Annotated in this window: 9 protein-coding genes, 1 tRNA gene and 2 rRNA genes (1 of these 12 cut by a window edge); 1 reads left to right on the top strand and 11 read right to left on the bottom strand. The window is 68.0% G+C overall.

The window, feature by feature from the left end; all coding sequences use genetic code 11:
* Positions 1 to 55 precede the first annotated feature (55 nt).
* From CP978_RS24835 to CP978_RS24805, 7 genes are all read right to left on the bottom strand, one after another.
* Entirely contained in the window at positions 56 to 601 is a 546-nt protein-coding gene (locus tag CP978_RS24835; protein ID WP_043444433.1) for a CinA family protein, read from the bottom strand.
* A complete protein-coding gene (pgsA, locus tag CP978_RS24830) occupies positions 598 to 1,389 on the bottom strand; it encodes a CDP-diacylglycerol--glycerol-3-phosphate 3-phosphatidyltransferase (protein ID WP_043444431.1) in 792 nt (263 codons plus the stop codon). The genes CP978_RS24835 and pgsA overlap by 4 nt, the downstream gene beginning before the upstream one ends.
* Complete coding sequence (gene rimO / locus CP978_RS24825) at positions 1,386 to 2,858, bottom strand: 30S ribosomal protein S12 methylthiotransferase RimO (protein WP_043444429.1); 1,473 nt, start codon at positions 2,856 to 2,858, stop codon at positions 1,386 to 1,388. Before rimO ends, pgsA begins: the two co-directional genes overlap by 4 nt.
* Positions 2,859 to 2,994: 136 nt before the next feature.
* A complete protein-coding gene (locus tag CP978_RS24820) occupies positions 2,995 to 3,861 on the bottom strand; it encodes a helix-turn-helix domain-containing protein (RefSeq protein ID WP_043444427.1) in 867 nt (288 codons plus the stop codon).
* Between the two features lie 295 nt (positions 3,862 to 4,156).
* Complete coding sequence (locus CP978_RS24815) at positions 4,157 to 6,895, bottom strand: DNA translocase FtsK (protein WP_043444425.1); 2,739 nt, start codon at positions 6,893 to 6,895, stop codon at positions 4,157 to 4,159.
* A 143-nt stretch (positions 6,896 to 7,038) separates the two neighbouring features.
* Positions 7,039 to 7,713 carry a response regulator gene (locus tag CP978_RS24810; protein WP_043444423.1) on the bottom strand — a complete coding sequence of 225 codons (675 nt, stop codon included), beginning with the start codon at positions 7,711 to 7,713 and terminating at the stop codon, positions 7,039 to 7,041.
* Between the two features lie 277 nt (positions 7,714 to 7,990).
* A complete protein-coding gene (locus CP978_RS24805; RefSeq protein ID WP_107070444.1) occupies positions 7,991 to 13,456 on the bottom strand; it encodes a HAMP domain-containing protein in 5,466 nt (1,821 codons plus the stop codon).
* A 376-nt stretch (positions 13,457 to 13,832) separates the two neighbouring features.
* Between CP978_RS24805 and CP978_RS24795 the strand changes: the two genes are divergently transcribed.
* Positions 13,833 to 16,574, top strand: coding sequence for a SpoIIE family protein phosphatase (locus CP978_RS24795; protein ID WP_079162297.1), 2,742 nt, complete (start codon positions 13,833 to 13,835; stop codon positions 16,572 to 16,574).
* Between the two features lie 95 nt (positions 16,575 to 16,669).
* On the opposite strand, the gene CP978_RS24790 is transcribed toward CP978_RS24795, so the two are convergent.
* The 4 genes from CP978_RS24790 to CP978_RS24775 all read right to left on the bottom strand — a co-directional run.
* A tRNA-Thr gene (locus CP978_RS24790) sits at positions 16,670 to 16,742 on the bottom strand.
* Positions 16,743 to 16,828: 86 nt separating this feature from the next.
* Positions 16,829 to 17,491: a DegT/DnrJ/EryC1/StrS family aminotransferase gene (locus tag CP978_RS24785; protein ID WP_043444416.1), complete on the bottom strand. Its 663-nt coding sequence runs from the start codon at positions 17,489 to 17,491 to the stop codon at positions 16,829 to 16,831.
* 112 nt (positions 17,492 to 17,603) lie between these two features.
* Positions 17,604 to 17,720 (bottom strand): 5S ribosomal RNA (rrf, locus tag CP978_RS24780).
* 83 nt (positions 17,721 to 17,803) lie between these two features.
* Positions 17,804 to 20,362 (bottom strand): 23S ribosomal RNA (locus CP978_RS24775) (it continues 559 nt past the right edge of the window).

Here is a 20,362-nt window from a genome sequence, read left to right as displayed (position 1 = left end):
CCTCGCGCGGCGGCCGTGCGGGGAGCGCTGTTGTGTTCACTCTGGGCTGTAAGCATCAAGTCCCCCCGTTCTGTTCCGTATCCTGTGCCCGCGCATTCCCGATCTGTTCGCCCGCGAGCTCTTCCAGAAGCAGCGCGAGCACACTCCGTACACTCTCCCTACGGATTTCCCCACGGTCCCCGTTCAACCGCAGAGCGGCCACTTTCCCGCCACCGGGTTCGCCGGACACCCCTTCGGACGGGCCGTGCACGGCGACGAAGACCGTGCCGACCGGCTGTCCGTCCTGGGGTTCGGGTCCGGCCACACCGGTGGTCGCCAGCCCCCAGTCCGCGCCGAGGGCTATCCGCACCCCGGCCGCCATCTGGGCCGCGACCTGCGGATCCACCGCTCCGCGCGCCTCCAGCAGGGCGCCGTCGACCCCGAGGACCTGCCGCTTGAGATCGGTGGCGTATGTGGTCACCGAGCCTCGGAAGACCCGGGAGGCCCCGGGCACCGCGGTGATCTCCGCGGCGACCAGTCCGCCGGTCAACGACTCGGCGACGGCGAGCGTCTCGCTCCTTGCCCCGAGGAGCCGCAGCACCTCGCCGGCCAGGTGATTCACCGGGCCGCCTCCTCGGCCGCCGCCTTCCGCTCGGCGATTCCGCGCCTGCGCAGCACCACGGCCTGTCGCACATAGTCGAGGCCGGTGGCGACCGTCAGGACGATCGCGGCGGCCATCACCCAGAACCTCAGGGTGGCGAGCCACCCGGTCAGTGCCAGGACGTACATACCGACGGCCACGCCCTGAGTCAGGGTCTTCAGCTTGCCCCCGCGGCTCGCGGGGATCACTCCGTAGCGGATCACCAGGAATCGCAGCAGGGTGATTCCCAGCTCACGGCCGAGGATCACTCCTGTCACCCACCACGGCAGATCGTCGAGCCAGGACAGACAGATCAGCGCCGCCCCCATGATCGCCTTGTCGGCGATCGGATCGGCGATCTTCCCGAAGTCGGTGACCAGGTTGTACGTCCGCGCCAGATGCCCGTCGAACAGGTCGGTGATCATGGCGATGGCGAAGGCCGCCCAGGCGAGCGAGCGCCACGCCGGGTCATATCCGCCGTCCGCCAGCATCAGCGCGACAAAGCCCGGGACGAGGAGCAGCCGGAGCATGGTCAGAAGATTGGCGACGTTCCAGACGCTCGCCTGGTTGACCGCGGCGGCCGTCAGTTTGCCGCCCCGCCCCGGCCGTGCGCCGTCCCGCTCGCCCGAGGTGCCCGCCCCCTCCCGGTTGCCGGGGCTCTGGACCGCCTTGGCACCGGAGGTGCCCGCCGCACCGGGGCCGCCCGGCACGGACGCGGCTCCCCGCGCACCGGACGGCCCGCCCGCCGCGGATGCCGGGATCCCGGTCATCTGCCCGCCTCCTCAGGACACCCGAGCGAACCCACCAGGGGCTCGGCCACCAGATCGACCCCCTCCGTCCCGACCACCTTCGCCTCGACCATACGGCCCACGGCCAGGCCCTCGCCCGTCGTGAACAGCACCTGGCCGTCGGTCTCGGGGGCCTGGTGCGCCCCACGGCCGTAGGCGCCGTCCTCGCCGTCCACCGACTCCACCAGGACGTGCACGGTCTCGCCGACGCGCTCCTCGGCGCGCTGGGACACCAGTTCCTCCGCCAGCCGGGAGACACGGGCCAGCCGTTCGGCGACGAGGTCCTCGTCGAGCTTGTTCTCGTAGGTCGCGGCCTCGGTGCCCTCCTCATCGGAGTAGCCGAAGACCCCGATCGCGTCCAGTCGCGCCCCGTTCAGAAAGCGCTCCAGCTCGGCCAGGTCGGCCTCGGTCTCGCCGGGGAAGCCCACGATGAAGTTGGAGCGCACTCCCGCCTGGGGTGCCTTGCTCCTGATGGTGTCCAGCAGCTCCAGGAAGCGGTCGGTGTCGCCGAAGCGCCGCATCGCGCGCAGCACATCGGGCGCGGAGTGCTGGAAGGACAGATCGAAGTACGGCACGACCTTGGGCGTGGAGGTGAGCACGTCGATGAGTCCGGGCCGCATCTCCGCCGGCTGGAGATAGCTGACGCGGACCCGCTCGATGCCGTCGACCTCGGCGAGCTCCGGCAGCAGGGACTCCAGGAGGCGGATGTCGCCCAGGTCCTTGCCGTAGGAGGTGTTGTTCTCGGAGACCAGCATGATCTCCTTCACACCCTGTTCGGCCAGCCAGCGCGTCTCGTTCAGCACATCGCTCGGGCGGCGTGAGATGAAGGAGCCGCGGAAGGAGGGGATGGCGCAGAAGGAGCAACGCCGGTCGCAGCCCGAGGCGAGCTTCACGGAGGCCACCGGAGAGCCGTCGAGGCGGCGGCGCAGGGGTGCGCGGGGGCCCGAGGCCGGAGCGAGGCCCTCCGGAAGGTCCACCGGAGCGTGGCCGGGCAGCGCCACCGACGCGGCCGAGTCCTGTCGCTCCGCCGGGCTGATCGGCAGCAGTTTGCGCCGGTCGCGCGGGGTGTGGGAGGCGTGGATGCCGCCGTTGAGGATGGTCTGGAGGCGGTCCGAGATGTCGGCGTAGTCGTCGAAGCCGAGCACGCCGTCGGCCTCCGGCAGGGCCTCGGCGAGTTCCTTGCCGTACCGCTCGGCCATGCAGCCCACCGCCACGACGGCCTGCGTTCTTCCGTGCCCCTTGAGGTCGTTGGCCTCCAACAGGGCGTCCACGGAGTCCTTCTTGGCGGCTTCGACGAAGCCGCAGGTGTTGACGACGGCGACATCGGCGTTCTCGGCGTCGTCCACGAGTTGCCAGCCGTCCGCCTCCAAGCGGCCCGCGAGCTCCTCCGAGTCCACCTCGTTACGGGCGCAGCCAAGGGTGACGAGTGCGACGGTACGGCGTTCAGGCATGGGCTCAAGACTACTTCGTCCCGGCGACGGCCCACGTCGACGGGGTTGGCCGATCTTGGCCAACCCCGTGCGCCGGTATCCCTTGGGTTCCGCTTGTGTACCGTTCGGGCGCCTCGTGGGCGCCGTCGGCGTCCCGTCAGCCCGTGACGGGGTCGCCCTTGGTGTAGGTCAGACGCTCGACCTGTCCGGGCCGGAAGTCGTCCTGGATCTTCTTGCCGTTGACGAACAGCTGGACCGCGCCCGCGTCGCCGAGGACCAGGTCGATCTTCTCCTTGTCCTGGAAGGTCTGCGAGTCGCCCCGCTCCAGCAGCCCGTCGAACATGGTCCGGCCGTTGTGGTCCTTGGCCGAGATCCAGCTGCGGCCGTCGGTGGCGCTCACCTGGACGGTCACCTTGTCCTGGGGAGCGGCCGCGATGGCGCTGTCGGACGGTTCGGGCTTGGGGTCGGCCGGCTCGCTGCTGGGTGTGGGCGAGGCGGTCCTGGAGGCGGTCGGTGTGGCGCCCTCGGCGACATGCGCCTTGGTGCCCTTGTCGTCGCCGGTCCCCTTGATCACCGTGAACCCGACGAAGCCGACGACCGCGACGATCGCCGCGACCATGGCCGCGGTCCAGTTGGGTCCGCGCCGCTCGGGGCGGATGCGTTCCGCCTCGAAGATCGGGGCCGTCGGGGTCGGGGCGGACCGTCCGCCGTACTCGTCGGTGTACTGCTGGAGCAGGGGGGCCGGATCGAGGTGCACCGCATGCGCGAGGGTGCGGATGTGGCCTCGGGCGTAGACATCGCCGCCGCAGGGGGCGAAGTCGTCCCGTTCGATCGCGTGGATGATGCCGGCGCGGACCCGGGTGGCGTCGCTGACGTCGTCGACGGTCAGCCCGGCCGCCCTGCGCGCCTGTTGCAGGGCCCGGCCGATCGAAGGACGCTCCGACGCGGGGGCGTCGTCACGATGATCTTCGAACGGACGTGCGTCCTCAGGGGAGTTGTCGTCAGGGGAGTTGCCGATGGACACGGGGGCGCCTTTCGAGGGTGTAGCCACCTGTGCTGGAAATTCAGTCTAGAGACAGTACGAAAAAGTGAGGCAATCCGGCGGTAGGACTTTGTACGCCATCAGAATGGCCGGTCATCCTGAAGCCCGGGACAAGCTCGTGTTCCCTCCCTCAACTTGACGTACACCGACGGGAGACGGTTGCTCACGGATCCCTTACGAGTGGGTCACGGTAGGGCGACCGAGCGCCACGCGGGGTACGGACGGACGCGCCGGACGACCTCCGCATTCGGCCGACCGGGAGTACCGACCGGGAGTACTAGGAAGGAGCATCCCCCCGGATCTGCGCGAGCACGCCGTCCAGTTCGTCGGGTTTCACCAGAACGTCACGCGCCTTGGACCCCTCGCTCGGGCCGACGATGTTCCGCGACTCCATGAGATCCATCAGCCGTCCCGCCTTGGCGAAGCCGACCCGCAGCTTCCGCTGGAGCATCGAGGTCGATCCGAACTGGGTGGAGACGACCAGTTCGGCCGCCTGGCACAGCAGGTCGAGGTCGTCGCCGATGTCCTCGTCGATCTCCTTCTTCTGCCGGCCGCCGACCGTGACGTCCTCCCGGAAGACGGGCGTCATCTGCTCCTTGCAGTGCCGGACGACGGCCGCGACCTCCTCCTCGGTCACGAACGCACCCTGCAGCCGGGTCGCCTTGTTCGCGCCCATCGGCAGAAAGAGCCCGTCGCCCTTGCCGATCAGCTTCTCCGCCCCGGGCTGGTCGAGGATGACGCGCGAGTCGGCCAGCGAGGAGGTGGCGAAGGCGAGCCGGGAGGGCACATTCGCCTTGATCAGACCGGTCACGACGTCCACCGAGGGCCGCTGGGTGGCCAGCACCAGATGGATGCCGGCCGCCCGTGCGAGCTGGGTGATCCGGACGATCGCGTCCTCGACGTCGCGGGGCGCGACCATCATCAGATCGGCCAGCTCGTCGACGATCACCAGCAGATAGGGGTACGGCTGGAGTTCGCGCTCGCTGCCCTCGGGCGCCTTGATCCTGCCCTTCCTGATGGCCTCGTTGAAGTCGTCGATGTGCCGGAAGCCGTACGCCGCCAGGTCGTCGTAGCGCAGATCCATCTCCCGGACGACCCACTGGAGCGCCTCGGCGGCCCGTTTCGGGTTGGTGATGATCGGTGTGATCAGATGCGGAATGCCCTCGTAGGCGGTCAGCTCGACCCGCTTGGGGTCGACCAGCACCATGCGCACATCCTCCGGTGTCGCCCGCATCATGATCGAGGTGATCAGGCAGTTGATGCAGGACGACTTGCCGGAACCGGTGGCGCCGGCGACGAGGACATGCGGCATCTTCGCGATGTTCGCCATCACATAGCCGCCCTCGACGTCCTTGCCGAGCGCGACCAGCATCGGATGATCGTCCTCGGCGGCCTCCGCCAGGCGGAGAACGTCCCCGAGATTGACCATCTCCCGGTCGGTGTTCGGGATCTCGATGCCGACCGCGGACTTGCCCGGGATCGGGCTGATGATCCGCACATCGGGGCTGGCGACGGCGTACGCGATGTTCTTGGTGAGCGCGGTGATCCGCTCCACCTTCACCGCGGGGCCCAGTTCGACCTCGTAGCGGGTGACCGTCGGGCCACGGGTGAAGCCGGTGACGGCCGCGTCGACCTTGAACTCGGTGAAGACATTGGTGAGGGAGGCGACGACCGCGTCATTGGCGGCGCTGCGCGCCTTCCCGGGACCGCCGCGCTCCAGCAGGTCCAGCGACGGCAGGGCGTAGGTGATGTCACCGGAGAGCTGGAGCTGCTCGGCGCGCGGCGGAAGGTCGCGGGGCTCCTGGGGCGCCGCCTTGGTGAGATCGGGCACGGCGGCCCCGGCCGGGAGCCGCTCCTGCTGCGGGCGGACGGGCGGCACCGGGGTGGGCGTGGTCGCCTCCTCGCGGTCGCCCACGCTGACGCCCTGGGTGAGGTCGGCGACCACCGGGGACGGCGGCATCCCGTGCAGAACGGCGCCGTCCAGGGCGGCAGCCGCGGCGGCCGCGACATCCACGGCGTCCATCTCCCGGCCCAGGGCGGGCTGTGCGGAGGGGCGCCGGGGGCGGCTGCGACGCCGGGCGAGCGCCTCCTGCTCCGCCTCGGCCGGCTGGAACGCCTCGGGGTCCGGGCCGCGCCGCCGGGAGCGGGGCAGCGCCTCGCGCCACTGCTCCTCGTAGCGCTCGTCGTCCTCGGTGCGGGCGAACTCCTCCGGGTCGTGCAGGATCCCGAGCTTCACCCCGAGCGTCCGCAGCCGCTGCGGAATGGCGGTGACCGGCGTGGCGGTGACGACGAGCAGCCCGAAGAACGTCAGCAGGACGAGCAGCGGCACGGCGAGGACATCGCCCATCGTGTACGTCAGCGGGGCGGCGGCACCCCAGCCGATGAGCCCCCCGGCGTCCCTTATCGCCTGCATGCCGTCGCTGCGGGCCGGCCCGCCGCAGGCGATGTGCACCTGCCCGAGGACGCCGATGACCAGGGCGGAGAGGCCGATGACGATACGGCCGTTGGCCTCCGGCCGCTCCGGATGCAGGATCACCCGCACGGCGATCACACCCAGCAGTATCGGCACCAGCAGATCGAGGCGGCCGAAGGCGCCGGTCACCAGCAACTTGACCAGATCGCCGACGGGGCCGCTGAGATGGGCCCAGGTGCCCGCGGCGACGATCAGAGCGAGAGCGAGCAGCAGAAGCGCCACGCCGTCCTTGCGATGCGCCGGGTCCAGCCCCTTCGCGCCCCGCCCTATGCCCCGGAACAGGGCGCCCACGGCGTGCGCGAGACCGAGCCAGAGCGCGCGCAGCAATCGGAACACGCCCGCGGTCGGACTGGGCGCCGGCGCGGGGGCGGGCTTCCACGCGGCCGTCTTCCTGACCGCGGCCGGTTTCCCCGGCGCCTTCTTCCCGGGGGCCTTCTTCGCCGGAGCCTTCCTCGGAGCGGCCGCCTTCTTGGCGGGCGACTTCTTGGCTGCGGGACGTGAGGCCATGGGTGTGAGATTACCGGTGGAGACGACGGGTGACACGCGCGCTCACTGCTTCACCCGTTCGTGTCGTCACGGGAGAGGCACCGAACTGACGCGCAGTCATACCGCAGATGACGCGCCCGCGCCGGGAGTACCGCCGAGGCGCTCGCCACGAGCGCCGGGCGGACCGAGGGGACGGGCCGTCAGCCCTGGGAGGCCAGTGGGGGCGGACCGCTGCCGGTGCCCGGCTCCAGGGCGTCCAGCGCCCTCCGCAACCCGGTGAGCTTGCGTTCGAGATGGGCGGCGGTGGCTACCGCCGCGGCGTCCACTGAGTCGTCGTCGAGCTGCTTGGACAGTGCCTCGGCCTGCTCCTCGACCGCCGCGAGCCGCGCGGAGAGCTCGGCCAGCAGTCCGATGGGCTCCTTGTTCTCCGAGGACCTGCCACCCTCCAGCTGGAGCCGCAACAGGGCCGCCTGCTCGCGCAGTTGGCAGTTCTTCATATAGAGCTCGACGAACACGGAGACCTTGGCGCGCAGCACCCACGGGTCGAACGGCTTGGAGATGTAGTCGACCGCGCCCGCCGCATATCCCCGGAAGGTGTGGTGCGGGCCGTGGTTGATGGCGGTCAGGAAGATGATCGGGATGTCCCGGGTCCGCTCCCGCCGCTTGATGTGCGCGGCGGTCTCGAAACCGTCCATGCCCGGCATCTGGACGTCCAGCAGAATGACCGCGAAATCGTCCGTCAGCAGTGCCTTGAGCGCTTCCTCCCCGGACGATGCCCTGACCAGCGTCTGATCGAGCGCGGAGAGGATGGCCTCCAGCGCCAGCAGATTCTCCGGCCGGTCATCGACCAGGAGGATCTTGGCCTTCTGCACCATGGCCCGCCCTCCTCGCCCCGGCTTGGGGCCTCCCCTGTCCTCAGGACTCGCGATGACGCCGCCCGGCGCCACCCCAGGGGACGACTCCCTTGCGCCGCCCGTCCTTGTGCCGGTCATCGTAGCCGCACCCCACCTGTCGCCACACCCTGTCACCGCGATGTCACTGTGCACGTAGCAGAAACGCGGCAGGAGATCAGAAGATTCCCCGTCCACCGCACTTCTACACGGCCCCGGGCCCGCCGGGTCGGCAACTGCGTGTGAACATTCCGCGTGCCCCTCACTCCCCACGCATCCACTGTTCCATCACCGACAGCAGATGATCGGGGTCGACGGGCTTGGTCACATAGTCGGAGGCTCCCGACTCGATGGCCTTCTCCCGGTCGCCCTTCATCGCCTTCGCCGTCAGCGCGATGATCGGCAGCCCCGCGAACTGCGGCATCCGCCGGATCGCCGTGGTCGTGGCGTACCCGTCCATCTCCGGCATCATGATGTCCATCAACACGACCGTGACATCGTCGTGCTGCTCCAGGACCTCGATGCCCTCACGGCCGTTCTCGGCGTACAGGACCGACAGTCCGTGCTGCTCCAGGACACTGGTGAGCGCGAAGACATTGCGGATGTCGTCGTCGACGATCAGCACCTTCTCGCTGTCGAACCGGATGACCCGCCGCGGCTCGGCGGCGGTCTCCCGCTCACCGGCCCACTGCTCCCGGCCGACGCCGCCCTGCTGCGGGGCCGCGGAGACCGCCCTGCGCCGGCGGCGGAAGAGCGCCGCGGGGCCGCTCTGGGCCTCCTGGTACGACTTCACCTCGGCCGGGGTCTCGACGCCCGGAGCGGCCGGGTCCGTCTCGGACGCCAGCAACTCCTCGGCCTCCAGCGCGGGCGCCTGCTGCCCATAGCCCTGCGGCGGCAGTTCGCTCGGGTGCAGCGGCAGATACAAGGTGAACGTCGAGCCGCGGCCGGGCTCGCTCTGCGCATGGATCTCACCGCCGAGCAGCCGGGCGATCTCCCTCGAGATCGACAGCCCGAGCCCCGTGCCGCCGTACTTGCGGCTGGTGGTGCCGTCCGCCTGCTTGAAGGCCTCGAAGATCACCCGCATCTTGCCGGCCGCGATACCGATGCCCGTGTCGGCCACCGAGAAGGCGATCACCTCCGCCTCCGGATCGCTCAGCGAACCGGACTCCAGCAGCTGCTCCCGGATGGCCACCGGGACATCGGCGCCCGCGGGCCGGATGACCAGCTCCACGGCCCCGGTGTCGGTGAACTTCACGGCGTTGGACAGCAGATTGCGCAGCACCTGGAGCAGGCGTTGTTCATCGGTGTGCAGCGTGGCGGGAAGCTCGGGTGACACCCGTACGGAGAAGTCGAGGCCCTTCTCCGCGGTCAGCGGCCGGAAGGTGGCCTCCACGTAGTCGACGAGCTGGACGAGCGCGATCCGTGTCGGGGACACGTCCATCTTGCCCGCCTCGACCTTCGACAGATCGAGGATGTCGTTGATCAGCTGGAGCAGGTCGGAGCCGGCGCCATGGATGGTCTCGGCGAACTCGACCTGCTTCGGGGACAGATTGCCCTCGGCGTTGTCGGCGAGCAGCTTGGCCAGGATCAGCAGGGAGTTGAGCGGCGTGCGCAGCTCGTGCGACATATTGGCGAGGAACTCGCTCTTGTAGCGCATGGAGACGGCGAGCTGCTCGGCGCGCTCCTCCAGGACCTGCCGCGCCTCCTCGATCTCGGTGTTCTTGACCTCGATGTCGCGGTTCTGCCGAGCCAGCAGCTCGGCCTTCTCCTCCAGTTCCGCGTTGGACGCCTGGAGGGCCTTCTGCCGCTGCTCCAGCTCCTCGGACCGCAGCCTCAGCTGCTCGGTCAGCTCCTGGGACTGCCTCAGCAGCACCTCGGTCTTGGTGTTGACGGAGATGGTGTTGACGCTCGTCGCGATCATCTCGGCGATCTGGTTGAGGAAGTCCTTCTGGATGTGGGTGAAGGGGGTGAAGGAGGCCAGCTCGATGACGCCGAGCACGGTGCCCTCGAAGAGCACCGGGAGCACGATGACCTGCGCGGGGGGTGCCTCCCCGAGGCCGGACGAGATCTTCAGATAGCCGCTCGGCGCCTTCTCCACCAGGATCGTGCGCTTCTCCTCGGCGGCCGTCCCGATGAGCGCCTCACCCGGCCGGAACGAGGTCGGCATGGACCCCAGCGAATAGCCGTACGACCCCAGCATCCGCAGTTCGTAGGCGTCGTCCGCCCCGGTCCCCAGGTCCTTGCCGTCGACCAGCGGCATGGCCAGGAAGAACGCGCCGTGCTGGGCGGAGACCACCGGGGTCAGCTCGCTCATGATCAGCGAGGCCACGTCCACCAGGTCACGGCGGCCCTGCATCAGGGCGGAGATCCGGGCCAGGTTGCCCTTGAGCCAGTCCTGCTCCTTGTTGGCGATCGTGGTGTCCCGCAGGTTGGCGATCATCTTGTTGATGTAGTCCTGCAGCTCCTGGATCTCGCCTGAGGCGTCCACGTCGATCTTCAGATTGAGATCGCCCCTGGTCACCGCGGTCGCCACCCGGGCGATCGCACGCACCTGCCGGGTCAGATTCCCGGCCATCTCATTCACCGACTCGGTCAGGTCACGCCAGGTGCCGTCGACGTCACGGACCCGCGCCTGCCCGCCGAGCTGGCCTTCCGTGCCCACCTCACGGGCCACCCTGGTGACCTCCTCGGCGAACGAGGAGAGCTGGTCGACCATGGTGTTGATGGTGGTCTTGAGTTCGAGGATCTCACCGCGCGCCTCGATGTCGATCTTCTTGGTGAGATCGCCCTTGGCGATGGCCGTGGTCACCATGGCGATGTTGCGCACCTGCCCGGTGAGGTTGGAGGCCATCTGGTTCACCGACTCGGTGAGGTCCTTCCAGGTGCCGGCCACGCCCGGCACATGCGCCTGACCGCCGAGGATGCCGTCCGTGCCCACCTCCCGGGCCACCTTGGTGACCTGGTCGGCGAACGAACTCAGCGTCTTCACCATGGTGTTGAAGGTGTCGGCGAGCTGTGCCACCTCGCCGCGCGCCTCGATCGTCACCGTGCGGGTCAGATCGCCGTTGGCGACGGCCGCCGCGACCTGGGAGATGTTGCGCACCTGCATGGTGAGGTTCTTGGCCATCAGGTTGACGTTGTCGCTGAGGTCCTTCCAGATGCCCGTGACGCCGGGCACATGCGCCTGGCCGCCGAGGATGCCCTCGGTGCCCACCTCACGCGCCACCCGCGTCACCTGCTCCGCGAAGGACGACAGCTGGTCGACCATCGTGTTGACGGTGGTGACCAGTTCGAGGATCTCGCCCTTGGCGTCGACGGTGATCTTCTTGGACAGGTCGCCCTTGGCGACCGCCGTCGTGACCTCGGCGATGTTGCGCACCTGGATGGTCAGGTTGTTCGCCATGAAGTTCACGGACTGGGTGAGGTCCTTCCAGGTGCCGGAGACCCCCTGGACCTCGGCCTGGCCGCCGAGGATGCCCTCCGTGCCCACCTCACGCGCTACCCGCGTCACCTGCTCCGCGAAGTTGGAGAGCTGGTCGACCATCGTGTTGATGGTGTTCTTCAGCTCCAGGATCTCGCCCCGGGCGTCCACATCGATCTTCTGCGACAGATCACCGCGGGCCACCGCGGTCGCGACCTGGGCGATGTTGCGCACCTGGGTGGTGAGGTTGCCGGCCATGCCGTTGACGGAGTCGGTCAGATCACGCCACACACCCGCCACTCCGGGCACCTGGGCCTGGCCGCCCAGCCGCCCCTCGGTGCCCACCTCGCGCGCCACTCGCGTCACCTGCTCCGCGAAGGCGGAGAGCTGGTCCACCAGGTTGTTGATGGTGTTCTTCAGCTCCAGGATCTCGCCCCGGGCATCCACATCGATCTTCTGCGACAGATCACCGCGGGCCACCGCCGTGGTGACCTGGGCGATCTGCCGTACCTGCGAGGTCAGATTGCCCGCCATGAAGTTGACGGAGTCGGTGAGCTCCTTCCAGGTGCCGCTGACGCCCGGCACCAGGGCCTGGCCACCCAGCCGCCCCTCCGTGCCGACGTCCCGGGCCATCCTGGTGACCTGGTCGGCGAACGACGACAGCTGATCCACCATGGTGTTCACGGTGTTCTTCAGCTGGAGCATCTCGCCGGAGACGTCCACCGTGACCTTCTGCGACAGATCCCCGTTGGCCACCGCCGTCGTCACCTGGGCGATGTTGCGCACCTGGCCGGTGAGGTTGCGGAACGCCGTGTTCACGGAGTCCGCGAGGTCCTTCCAGGTGCCGGCGGCGCCCGTCACCTGCGCCTGGCCGCCCAGCTCGCCCTCGACACCGATCTCCCGCGCCACCCGGGTGACCTCGGAGCCGAACGCGGACAGCTGGTCCACCATCCCGTTGACGGTGTTCTTCAGCTCCAGCATCTCGCCGGCCACATCGACGGTGACCTTCTGCGACAGATCACCGTTGGCCACCGCCGTCGTCACCGCGGCGATGTCCCTGACCTGGGTGGTCAGGTTCCGGAAGACCGTGTTCACCGAATCGGTGAGGTCCTTCCAGGTGCCCGCCGCGCCCGGCACGTTCGCCTGGCCGCCGAGCCTGCCCTCGGCGCCGACCTCGTTGGCCACCCGGGTGACCTCGTCCGCGAAGGTGCGCAGCGTCTCGGTCATCTGGTTGATCGTCTCCGCCAGCTGCGCGACCTCACCGCGCGCCGAGACGGTCACCTTCTGCGACAGGTCGCCGTTGGCGACCGCGGTCGTCACCTGCGCGATCCCTCGCACCTGGGCGGTCAGATTGCCGGCCATCAGGTTCACCGAATCGGTGAGGTCCTTCCACACACCGGCCACCCCGGGCACCTGCGCCTGCCCGCCCAGTTCGCCCTCGGTGCCGACCTCACGGGCGACGCGCGTCACCTCGGACGAGAAGGAGGACAGCTGGTCCACCATCGTGTTGACGGTGTTCTTCAGCTCCAGCATCTCCCCGGCCACATGGACCGTGACCTTCCGGGACAGGTCGCCCTTGGCCACGGCCGTGGTCACCAGCGCGATGTCCCGCACCTGAGCGGTCAGCTGGTAGGCCATGGTGTTGACGGAGTCCGTGAGGTCCTTCCACGAACCGGACATCCCCCGCACCCGGGCCTGCCCGCCCAGCTTGCCCTGGGTGCCCACCTCGATGGCCACCCGGGTCACCTCGTCGGTGAAGGTGGACAGCTGGTCGACCAGATTGTTGACGGTACGGCCGACCTTCAGGAACTCACCGCGCAGCGGATGCCCGGAGCCGTCCGGCCCCTGGGTGCGCAGATCCATCCGCGGCGACAGATCGCCCTCGGCCACCGCCGACAGCACCCGGCCGACCTCGGAGACCGGGCGCACGAGATCGTCGACCAGCGCGTTGGAGGCGTCGATCGCGGTCGCCCAGGAGCCCTCGCAGACCCCCGTCTCCAGCCGCTCCGTGAGCTTCCCCTCACGCCCCACCATGCGCCGCACCCGCGCCAGTTCACCGGTCAGATGCAGATTGCGGTCGGCGACCTCGTTGAAGACGGCGGCGATCTCCGCCATCACCCCGTCTCCGGACACCGGCAGACGCCTGCGGAAATTGCCGTCCTTCATCGACTCCAGGGCCGCCAGCAGACGGTTCAGGGCCGCCGTGTCCACCTCGGTGGTCCCCTTGCCCGCCGTGCGCTGAGCGCTCAGGGACCGTCCGCCTTGTGCGCGCGTCTTCGTGCCCCTCGTCGCTGCGCCAGACTCCACTGTGTCCCTCCCGCAGGGATCGACCATCACTGCTGTGCTCCGGGGTACCGCTCGGCGTACATCTACCGGAGCGTAGTGCCGCCCTGTGCGGCGAGGCACACACGAGTGCCCCTGCCCGGCGTGGTACACGCCACGTGGTCCGCCCGAAGTTTTTCCGGAAGCCTGCCCAGTGTTTCACCCTGCTTGAACCAGGCCATAACAGTTCGGCAGCTTTCGCACACGCTCCGCGCACCCTCCGGCGTCAACACCGGCGACCGGCATCCGCATGGACGGCGAAGGTAAGTAACCTTGCATGCGGCTGTCCAGCCTCACCGGTCCGGCCGGCCTGGGCGGCGGCACGAGCACGAGCGGGCAGGCATCGGAGGGGCGCCGCACCATGACCACCGGACTGCATCCCGGAGGACCACCCCGGGATCCCCGGCACACGGGGAGCCAGCGGCTGCCTCACCAGGAGCGGGTCGGCCCGGATGTGCCGTACGTAGACAACCGTACGAGGAGTTCTGTGATCACCGCGCGCGCGGCCGCCAGTTTCGAGCCTGTCGGGCGATCGGTCGCCAGTGCCCGCTCCTTCGTCCGTGACTCGCTCCAGGGCTGGGGCTTCGCGGACATCATCGACGACGCGGTGGTCCTGACCAGCGAACTCGTCACCAACGCCGTCGTCCACGCGGGCACCGCCGCGGAGGTGCTGTGCCTGCGCAGCGACGACGGGGTGCGCATCGAGGTCGCCGACCGGTATCCGGAGCGCGAGCTCCCATTGCAGTCGGCGGCCGTCTCCATGGGCGGACCCGACCGCGAGGGCGGCCGCGGCCTTCAGCTCTGCGCCGCCCTGGCGGGCCACTGGGGCGTCGAGTACACCCCCACCCACAAGCGGGTCTGGTTCCAGCTCGATCTTCCGGAGCGCCCGGTGGGCACCCGCGCGGCGGGCCCCTGTCTGCCCGCCGAACTGCTTCCGCTCGCCGACGGCCGGGTGCGGGTCGCCGTCGTCCAGATCGACCGGAACGGATCCATCGGTTCCTGGAACGAGGACGCGGAGGAACTCTTCGGGTACCCGGGCGACCACGTCACCGGGAAGCCGCTCACCGACCTCGCGGCCTGGCCGCACACCCCGGGCACCGGCACCGGCATCGCGGAGGCCCTTCAGCTCTCGCGCTGGGAGGGCAGCTACGGCATCCGCGGCGCCAACGGTCGCGTGGTCCCCGTCTACGCCTCCCATCTGCGCGTCCGCGACACGGGCGGCGCGCCCTCCACGGTCTGTCTGCTGGTGCGCGACCATGAGCGCGCCGTTCTGCAGACCCCGCTGCGCGGGGCGGCTCCCGACAGCACGGCCGCCCAGGACGGCCAGGCCACGGACCCCTTCGAGGTCTTCATCGGCTCCCCGGCCCCCGACGACCTCGACGGCCTGCTGCAGCGCACCGTGGAACGCGCCCGCGACATGCTCGACGGCGACGCCGCCTTCCTCCTGCTGGCCACCGACGACGAGACGGAACTGGAGGTACGTGCCTCCACCGGTCTGCCCTCCGCCCGTCAGCGCTTCGCCCGCGTCCCCGTCGAGGCGGGCCGCTACGGCTCGGCCCGGATGCCCGCCGTCCATGACGATCTGGCGGCCGTGCCCAGCGCGGTCCCGCTGCTGGGCGGCACGGGCATGCGGTCGGTGGTGACGGTCCCGCTGAAGGTGGAGGGCCGGCTCACCGGCTCCCTCGGGGTGGCGGCCGAGGTGCCCTCCCGCTACTCCAACGAGGAGGCGCTGCGCCTCCAGTTCGCGGCCGACCGTATCGCCCTGGCCGTGGAATCGGCCCGCCTGGGCGAGCTGCAACGGCTGCGCCGCGGCTCGCTGAGCTTCCTGGTCGAGGCCTCCGATCTCCTCGCGGGCACCCTGGACCGCGATCAGACGCTGGCGCTCATGGCCCAGATGACCATCCCCACGCTGGCCACCTGGTGCGCGGTCTACACGATCGCCGACCAGGCCTCGGAGCCGTATCTCTCCTATGTGCTGCACGAGGACGAGGAACGCATCGACGGCCTCAAGGCGCTGCTGTCGAAGATCCCGCCGCCGGAGCCGATCCCCACACCGGGCGCCCGGGTCTGGTCGGCCCCGTCGGAGGCGGCCCACCAGGCGGCGCTGCGCACCTCCATGCGGAGCCTGGGGCTGGGCGAGCCGTCGACCGTCAGCTCCGGCATCGGCACGACGCTGGCGACCGCGGCCACGGTCGGCGGGGAGACCGTCGTGCTTCCCCTGGTGGCCCGCAACCGCGTCATCGGCATGCTGACCCTGGGCAGGCCGACGGACGAACACTTCCGCCAGGAGATCCTGGAGCTGGCCGAGGACCTGAGCCGCCGGGCGGCCCTGGCGCTGGACAACGCCCGGCTGTACTCGGAGCGCACCGCCATCAGCCAGTCCCTCCAGCGCAGTCTGCTCCCGCCGGAGCTGCCTCAGGTCGACGGCGTGGAGGTCGAGGTCATCTACCGTGCCGCCGGTGAGGGCAACGAGGTCGGCGGCGACTTCTACGACCTGTTCCCGATCCGCGACGGCGCCTACGGCTTCGCCATCGGCGACGTCTGCGGTACGGGACCGGAGGCGGCGGCGGTCACGGGCCTGGCCCGGCACGCCCTGCGGCTGCTGGCCCGCGAGGGCTTCGGCGGCCCGGCGGTCCTGGAGCGCCTGAACTCCGCGATCCTCGACGAGGGCGCCCGCAGCCGCTTCCTGACGCTGCTGTACGGCGAGTTGTGGCCGCAGGACGACGGCAGCGCGGTCCTGAAGGTGGTCTGTGCCGGCCATCCGCTCCCGCTCCGGCTGCGCCAGGACGGCACGGTGGAGCCGGCCGCGGAACCGCAGCCGCTGCTCGGCGTCATGGACGATCTGGAGCTGTACGAGCAGACGGTGACGCTGGACCCGGGCGATGTCCTGCTGTGCGTCACGGACGGCGTCACCGAACGCCGCGAGGGCACCCGCATGCTGGGCGACGACGGCCTCGCCGACGTGCTGACGACCTGCACGGGCCTCACGGCGGGCGCGGTGGCGGCCCGCATCCTGCGTGCGGTGGAGCGCTTCGCGTCCGACGCCCCGTCCGATGACATGGCGATCCTGGCGATGCGGGTGCCGGGCCTGCTCAAGGAGTGAGGAAGGCCCGCGGGGGCCGGGCCAAGTCCCGTGCCGCGGGCCCGAGTCGAGACATGCAAAAGGCCTCGCCCTGATGGGCGAGGCCTTTTTGGTCGAGCCCCCAAACGGAATCGAACCGTTGACCTTCTCCTTACCATGGAGACGCTCTACCGACTGAGCTATAGGGGCCTGTCGCCTTTTCGGAGGTTTCCCCCCCGGCAACGGAATAGATCATACCCCGAACTGACGTGTGCTCCCAACCTCGAACATCCGGTTCAGAAGGCGGGCTGCAGCAGCCCGCCCAGGGCGTTGCACGCTCCGACGATCCTGTTCATCTCACGTCTCGTCAGCGACGCGTCCACGGGCAGCGAGAGCGTCTCGTCGGCGGCCCGCTCGGTCTCGGGCAGACATACATCGCGCCGGAATCCCGGCATGCGGTGCACCGGCGTCTTCACCGGTACCCGGCAGTCGATTCCCTTGGCCTTGAGGGCGCGTGCGAAGGCGTCACGGTCCGGCCGGCCGTTGCCGGGCACCCGTACGACGTACTGCTGGTAGGTGTGCCCTCCGCTGCTTCCGGGCGTCACCACGCCACGCAGCCGCCGGTCGAGGTAGGCGGCCCGCTCACGGCGCTGCGCGACGTCCTCGTACGGCGTCTCGGACTCCCCCTGTTCCAGCACCAGGAGGCCGTGCCGCTGCCCGATCTCATGCAGCCGCGCGATGTCGGCAGGCCGCCCGAACCGGTGCACCACGACGACCGCGACGGTCTCCGGTGTCACCGCGGCCTCGACGGCCACGGAGTCCAGGCAGTACGTCACGGGATCTATGTCGGCGAAGACGGGTGTCGCACCGGCCCGGCACACGGCCTCGGCCACCTCGATGGTGCCGAAGGCCGGCACGATGACCTCATCACCGGCGCCGACGCCCGCGGCGCTGAGCATTCCAGCAGTACCCATGGCTGGGATGCTGATGCCACCAGGTGAACACCAAGTGACGGCCAACGCAAAAAAGCTGGTCCCCGAACCGAAGTTCGGGGACCAGCTCTCAAATTTTGTTCGGCGGCGTCCTACTCTCCCACAGGGTCCCCCCTGCAGTACCATCGGCGCTCTGAGGCTTAGCTTCCGGGTTCGGAATGTAACCGGGCGTTTCCCTCACGCTATGACCACCGAAACACTATGAAACACACAACCCGACCACCCGTCAGGGTGCGATTGTTCGTGGTTTCAGAACCAACACAGTGAACGCGAGCAACTGAGGACAAGCCCTCGGCCTATTAGTACCAGTCACCTCCACACCTCACGATGCTTCCAGATCTGGCCTATCAACCCAGTCGTCTACTGGGAGCCTTACCCCATCAAGTGGGTGGGAGTCCTCATCTCGAAGCAGGCTTCCCGCTTAGATGCTTTCAGCGGTTATCCCTCCCGAACGTAGCCAACCAGCCATGCCCTTGGCAGAACAACTGGCACACCAGAGGTTCGTCCGTCCCGGTCCTCTCGTACTAGGGACAGCCCTTCTCAAGACTCCTACGCGCACAGCGGATAGGGACCGAACTGTCTCACGACGTTCTAAACCCAGCTCGCGTACCGCTTTAATGGGCGAACAGCCCAACCCTTGGGACCGACTCCAGCCCCAGGATGCGACGAGCCGACATCGAGGTGCCAAACCATCCCGTCGATATGGACTCTTGGGGAAGATCAGCCTGTTATCCCCGGGGTACCTTTTATCCGTTGAGCGACGGCGCTTCCACAAGCCACCGCCGGATCACTAGTCCCGACTTTCGTCCCTGCTCGACCCGTCGGTCTCACAGTCAAGCTCCCTTGTGCACTTACACTCAACACCTGATTGCCAACCAGGCTGAGGGAACCTTTGGGCGCCTCCGTTACCCTTTAGGAGGCAACCGCCCCAGTTAAACTACCCATCAGACACTGTCCCCGATCCGGATCACGGACCCGGGTTAGACATCCAGCACGACCAGACTGGTATTTCAACGACGACTCCACAACCACTGGCGTGGCCGCTTCAAAGTCTCCCAGCTATCCTACACAAGCCGAACCGAACACCAATATCAAACTGTAGTAAAGGTCCCGGGGTCTTTCCGTCCTGCTGCGCGAAACGAGCATCTTTACTCGTAGTGCAATTTCACCGGGCCTATGGTTGAGACAGTCGAGAAGTCGTTACGCCATTCGTGCAGGTCGGAACTTACCCGACAAGGAATTTCGCTACCTTAGGATGGTTATAGTTACCACCGCCGTTTACTGGCGCTTAAGTTCTCAGCTTCGCCCACCCGAAAGTGAGCTAACCGGTCCCCTTAACGTTCCAGCACCGGGCAGGCGTCAGTCCGTATACATCGCCTTACGGCTTCGCACGGACCTGTGTTTTTAGTAAACAGTCGCTTCTCGCTGGTCTCTGCGGCCACCCCCAGCTCACAGCGTAAAGCTGATCACCAGAAGTGGCCCCCCTTCTCCCGAAGTTACGGGGGCATTTTGCCGAATTCCTTAACCATAGTTCACCCGAACGCCTCGGTATTCTCTACCTGACCACCTGAGTCGGTTTAGGGTACGGGCCGCCATGAAACTCGCTAGAGGCTTTTCTCGACAGCATAGGATCATCCACTTCACCACAATCGGCTCGGCATCAGGTCTCACCCACAAGGTGTGCGGATTTACCTACACACCGGGCTACACCCTTACCCCGGGACAACCACCGCCCGGGATGGACTACCTTCCTGCGTCACCCCATCACTCACCTACTACCAACTTGGTTCAGCGGCTCCACCACTTTCCATTCCCCGAAGGGTCCGGAACGGCTTCACGGCCTTAGCATCACTGGATTCAATGTTTGACGCTCCACAGCGGGTACCGGAATATCAACCGGTTATCCATCGACTACGCCTGTCGGCCTCGCCTTAGGTCCCGACTTACCCTGGGCAGATCAGCTTGACCCAGGAACCCTTAGTCAATCGGCGCACACGTTTCCCACGTGTGAATCGCTACTCATGCCTGCATTCTCACTCGTCAACCGTCCACAACTACCTTCCGGTGCTGCTTCACCCGGCAGACGACGCTCCCCTACCCATCACAGCAGGCGTTGGCCCTCATGCTGCAATGACACGACTTCGGCGGTACGCTTGAGCCCCGCTACATTGTCGGCGCGGAATCACTAGACCAGTGAGCTATTACGCACTCTTTCAAGGGTGGCTGCTTCTAAGCCAACCTCCTGGTTGTCTGTGCGACTCCACATCCTTTCCCACTTAGCGTACGCTTAGGGGCCTTAGTCGATGCTCTGGGCTGTTTCCCTCTCGACCATGGAGCTTATCCCCCACAGTCTCACTGCCGCGCTCTCACTTACCGGCATTCGGAGTTTGGCTAAGGTCAGTAACCCGGTAGGGCCCATCGCCTATCCAGTGCTCTACCTCCGGCAAGAAACACACGACGCTGCACCTAAATGCATTTCGGGGAGAACCAGCTATCACGGAGTTTGATTGGCCTTTCACCCCTAACCACAGGTCATCCCCCAGGTTTTCAACCCTGGTGGGTTCGGTCCTCCACGAAGTCTTACCTCCGCTTCAACCTGCCCATGGCTAGATCACTCCGCTTCGGGTCTTGGGCATGCTACTCAAACGCCCTGTTCGGACTCGCTTTCGCTACGGCTACCCCACCCGGGTTAACCTCGCAACACACCGCAAACTCGCAGGCTCATTCTTCAAAAGGCACGCAGTCACGAGAATGTGCAAGCACATTCCGACGCTCCCACGGCTTGTAGGCACACGGTTTCAGGTACTATTTCACTCCCCTCCCGGGGTACTTTTCACC

It is taken from the genome of Streptomyces nodosus (assembly GCF_008704995.1).
Taxonomy (GTDB): Bacteria; Actinomycetota; Actinomycetes; order Streptomycetales; family Streptomycetaceae; genus Streptomyces; species Streptomyces nodosus.
Note: the sequence above shows the minus strand (reverse complement) of the source record. Positions and strands in the feature narration are given on the sequence as shown.

What these genes read in the sequence shown, in the direction of transcription:
- pgsA (WP_043444431.1), bottom strand. Translation starts at nt 1,389, where the DNA reads ATGACCGGGATCCCGGCATCCGCGGCGGGCGGGCCGTCCGGTGCGCGG.
- rimO (WP_043444429.1), bottom strand. Translation starts at nt 2,858, where the DNA reads ATGCCTGAACGCCGTACCGTCGCACTCGTCACCCTTGGCTGCGCCCGT.
- CP978_RS24810 (WP_043444423.1), bottom strand. Translation starts at nt 7,713, where the DNA reads ATGGTGCAGAAGGCCAAGATCCTCCTGGTCGATGACCGGCCGGAGAAT.
- CP978_RS24795 (WP_079162297.1), top strand. Translation starts at nt 13,833, where the DNA reads ATGACCACCGGACTGCATCCCGGAGGACCACCCCGGGATCCCCGGCAC.
- CP978_RS24785 (WP_043444416.1), bottom strand. Translation starts at nt 17,491, where the DNA reads ATGCTCAGCGCCGCGGGCGTCGGCGCCGGTGATGAGGTCATCGTGCCG.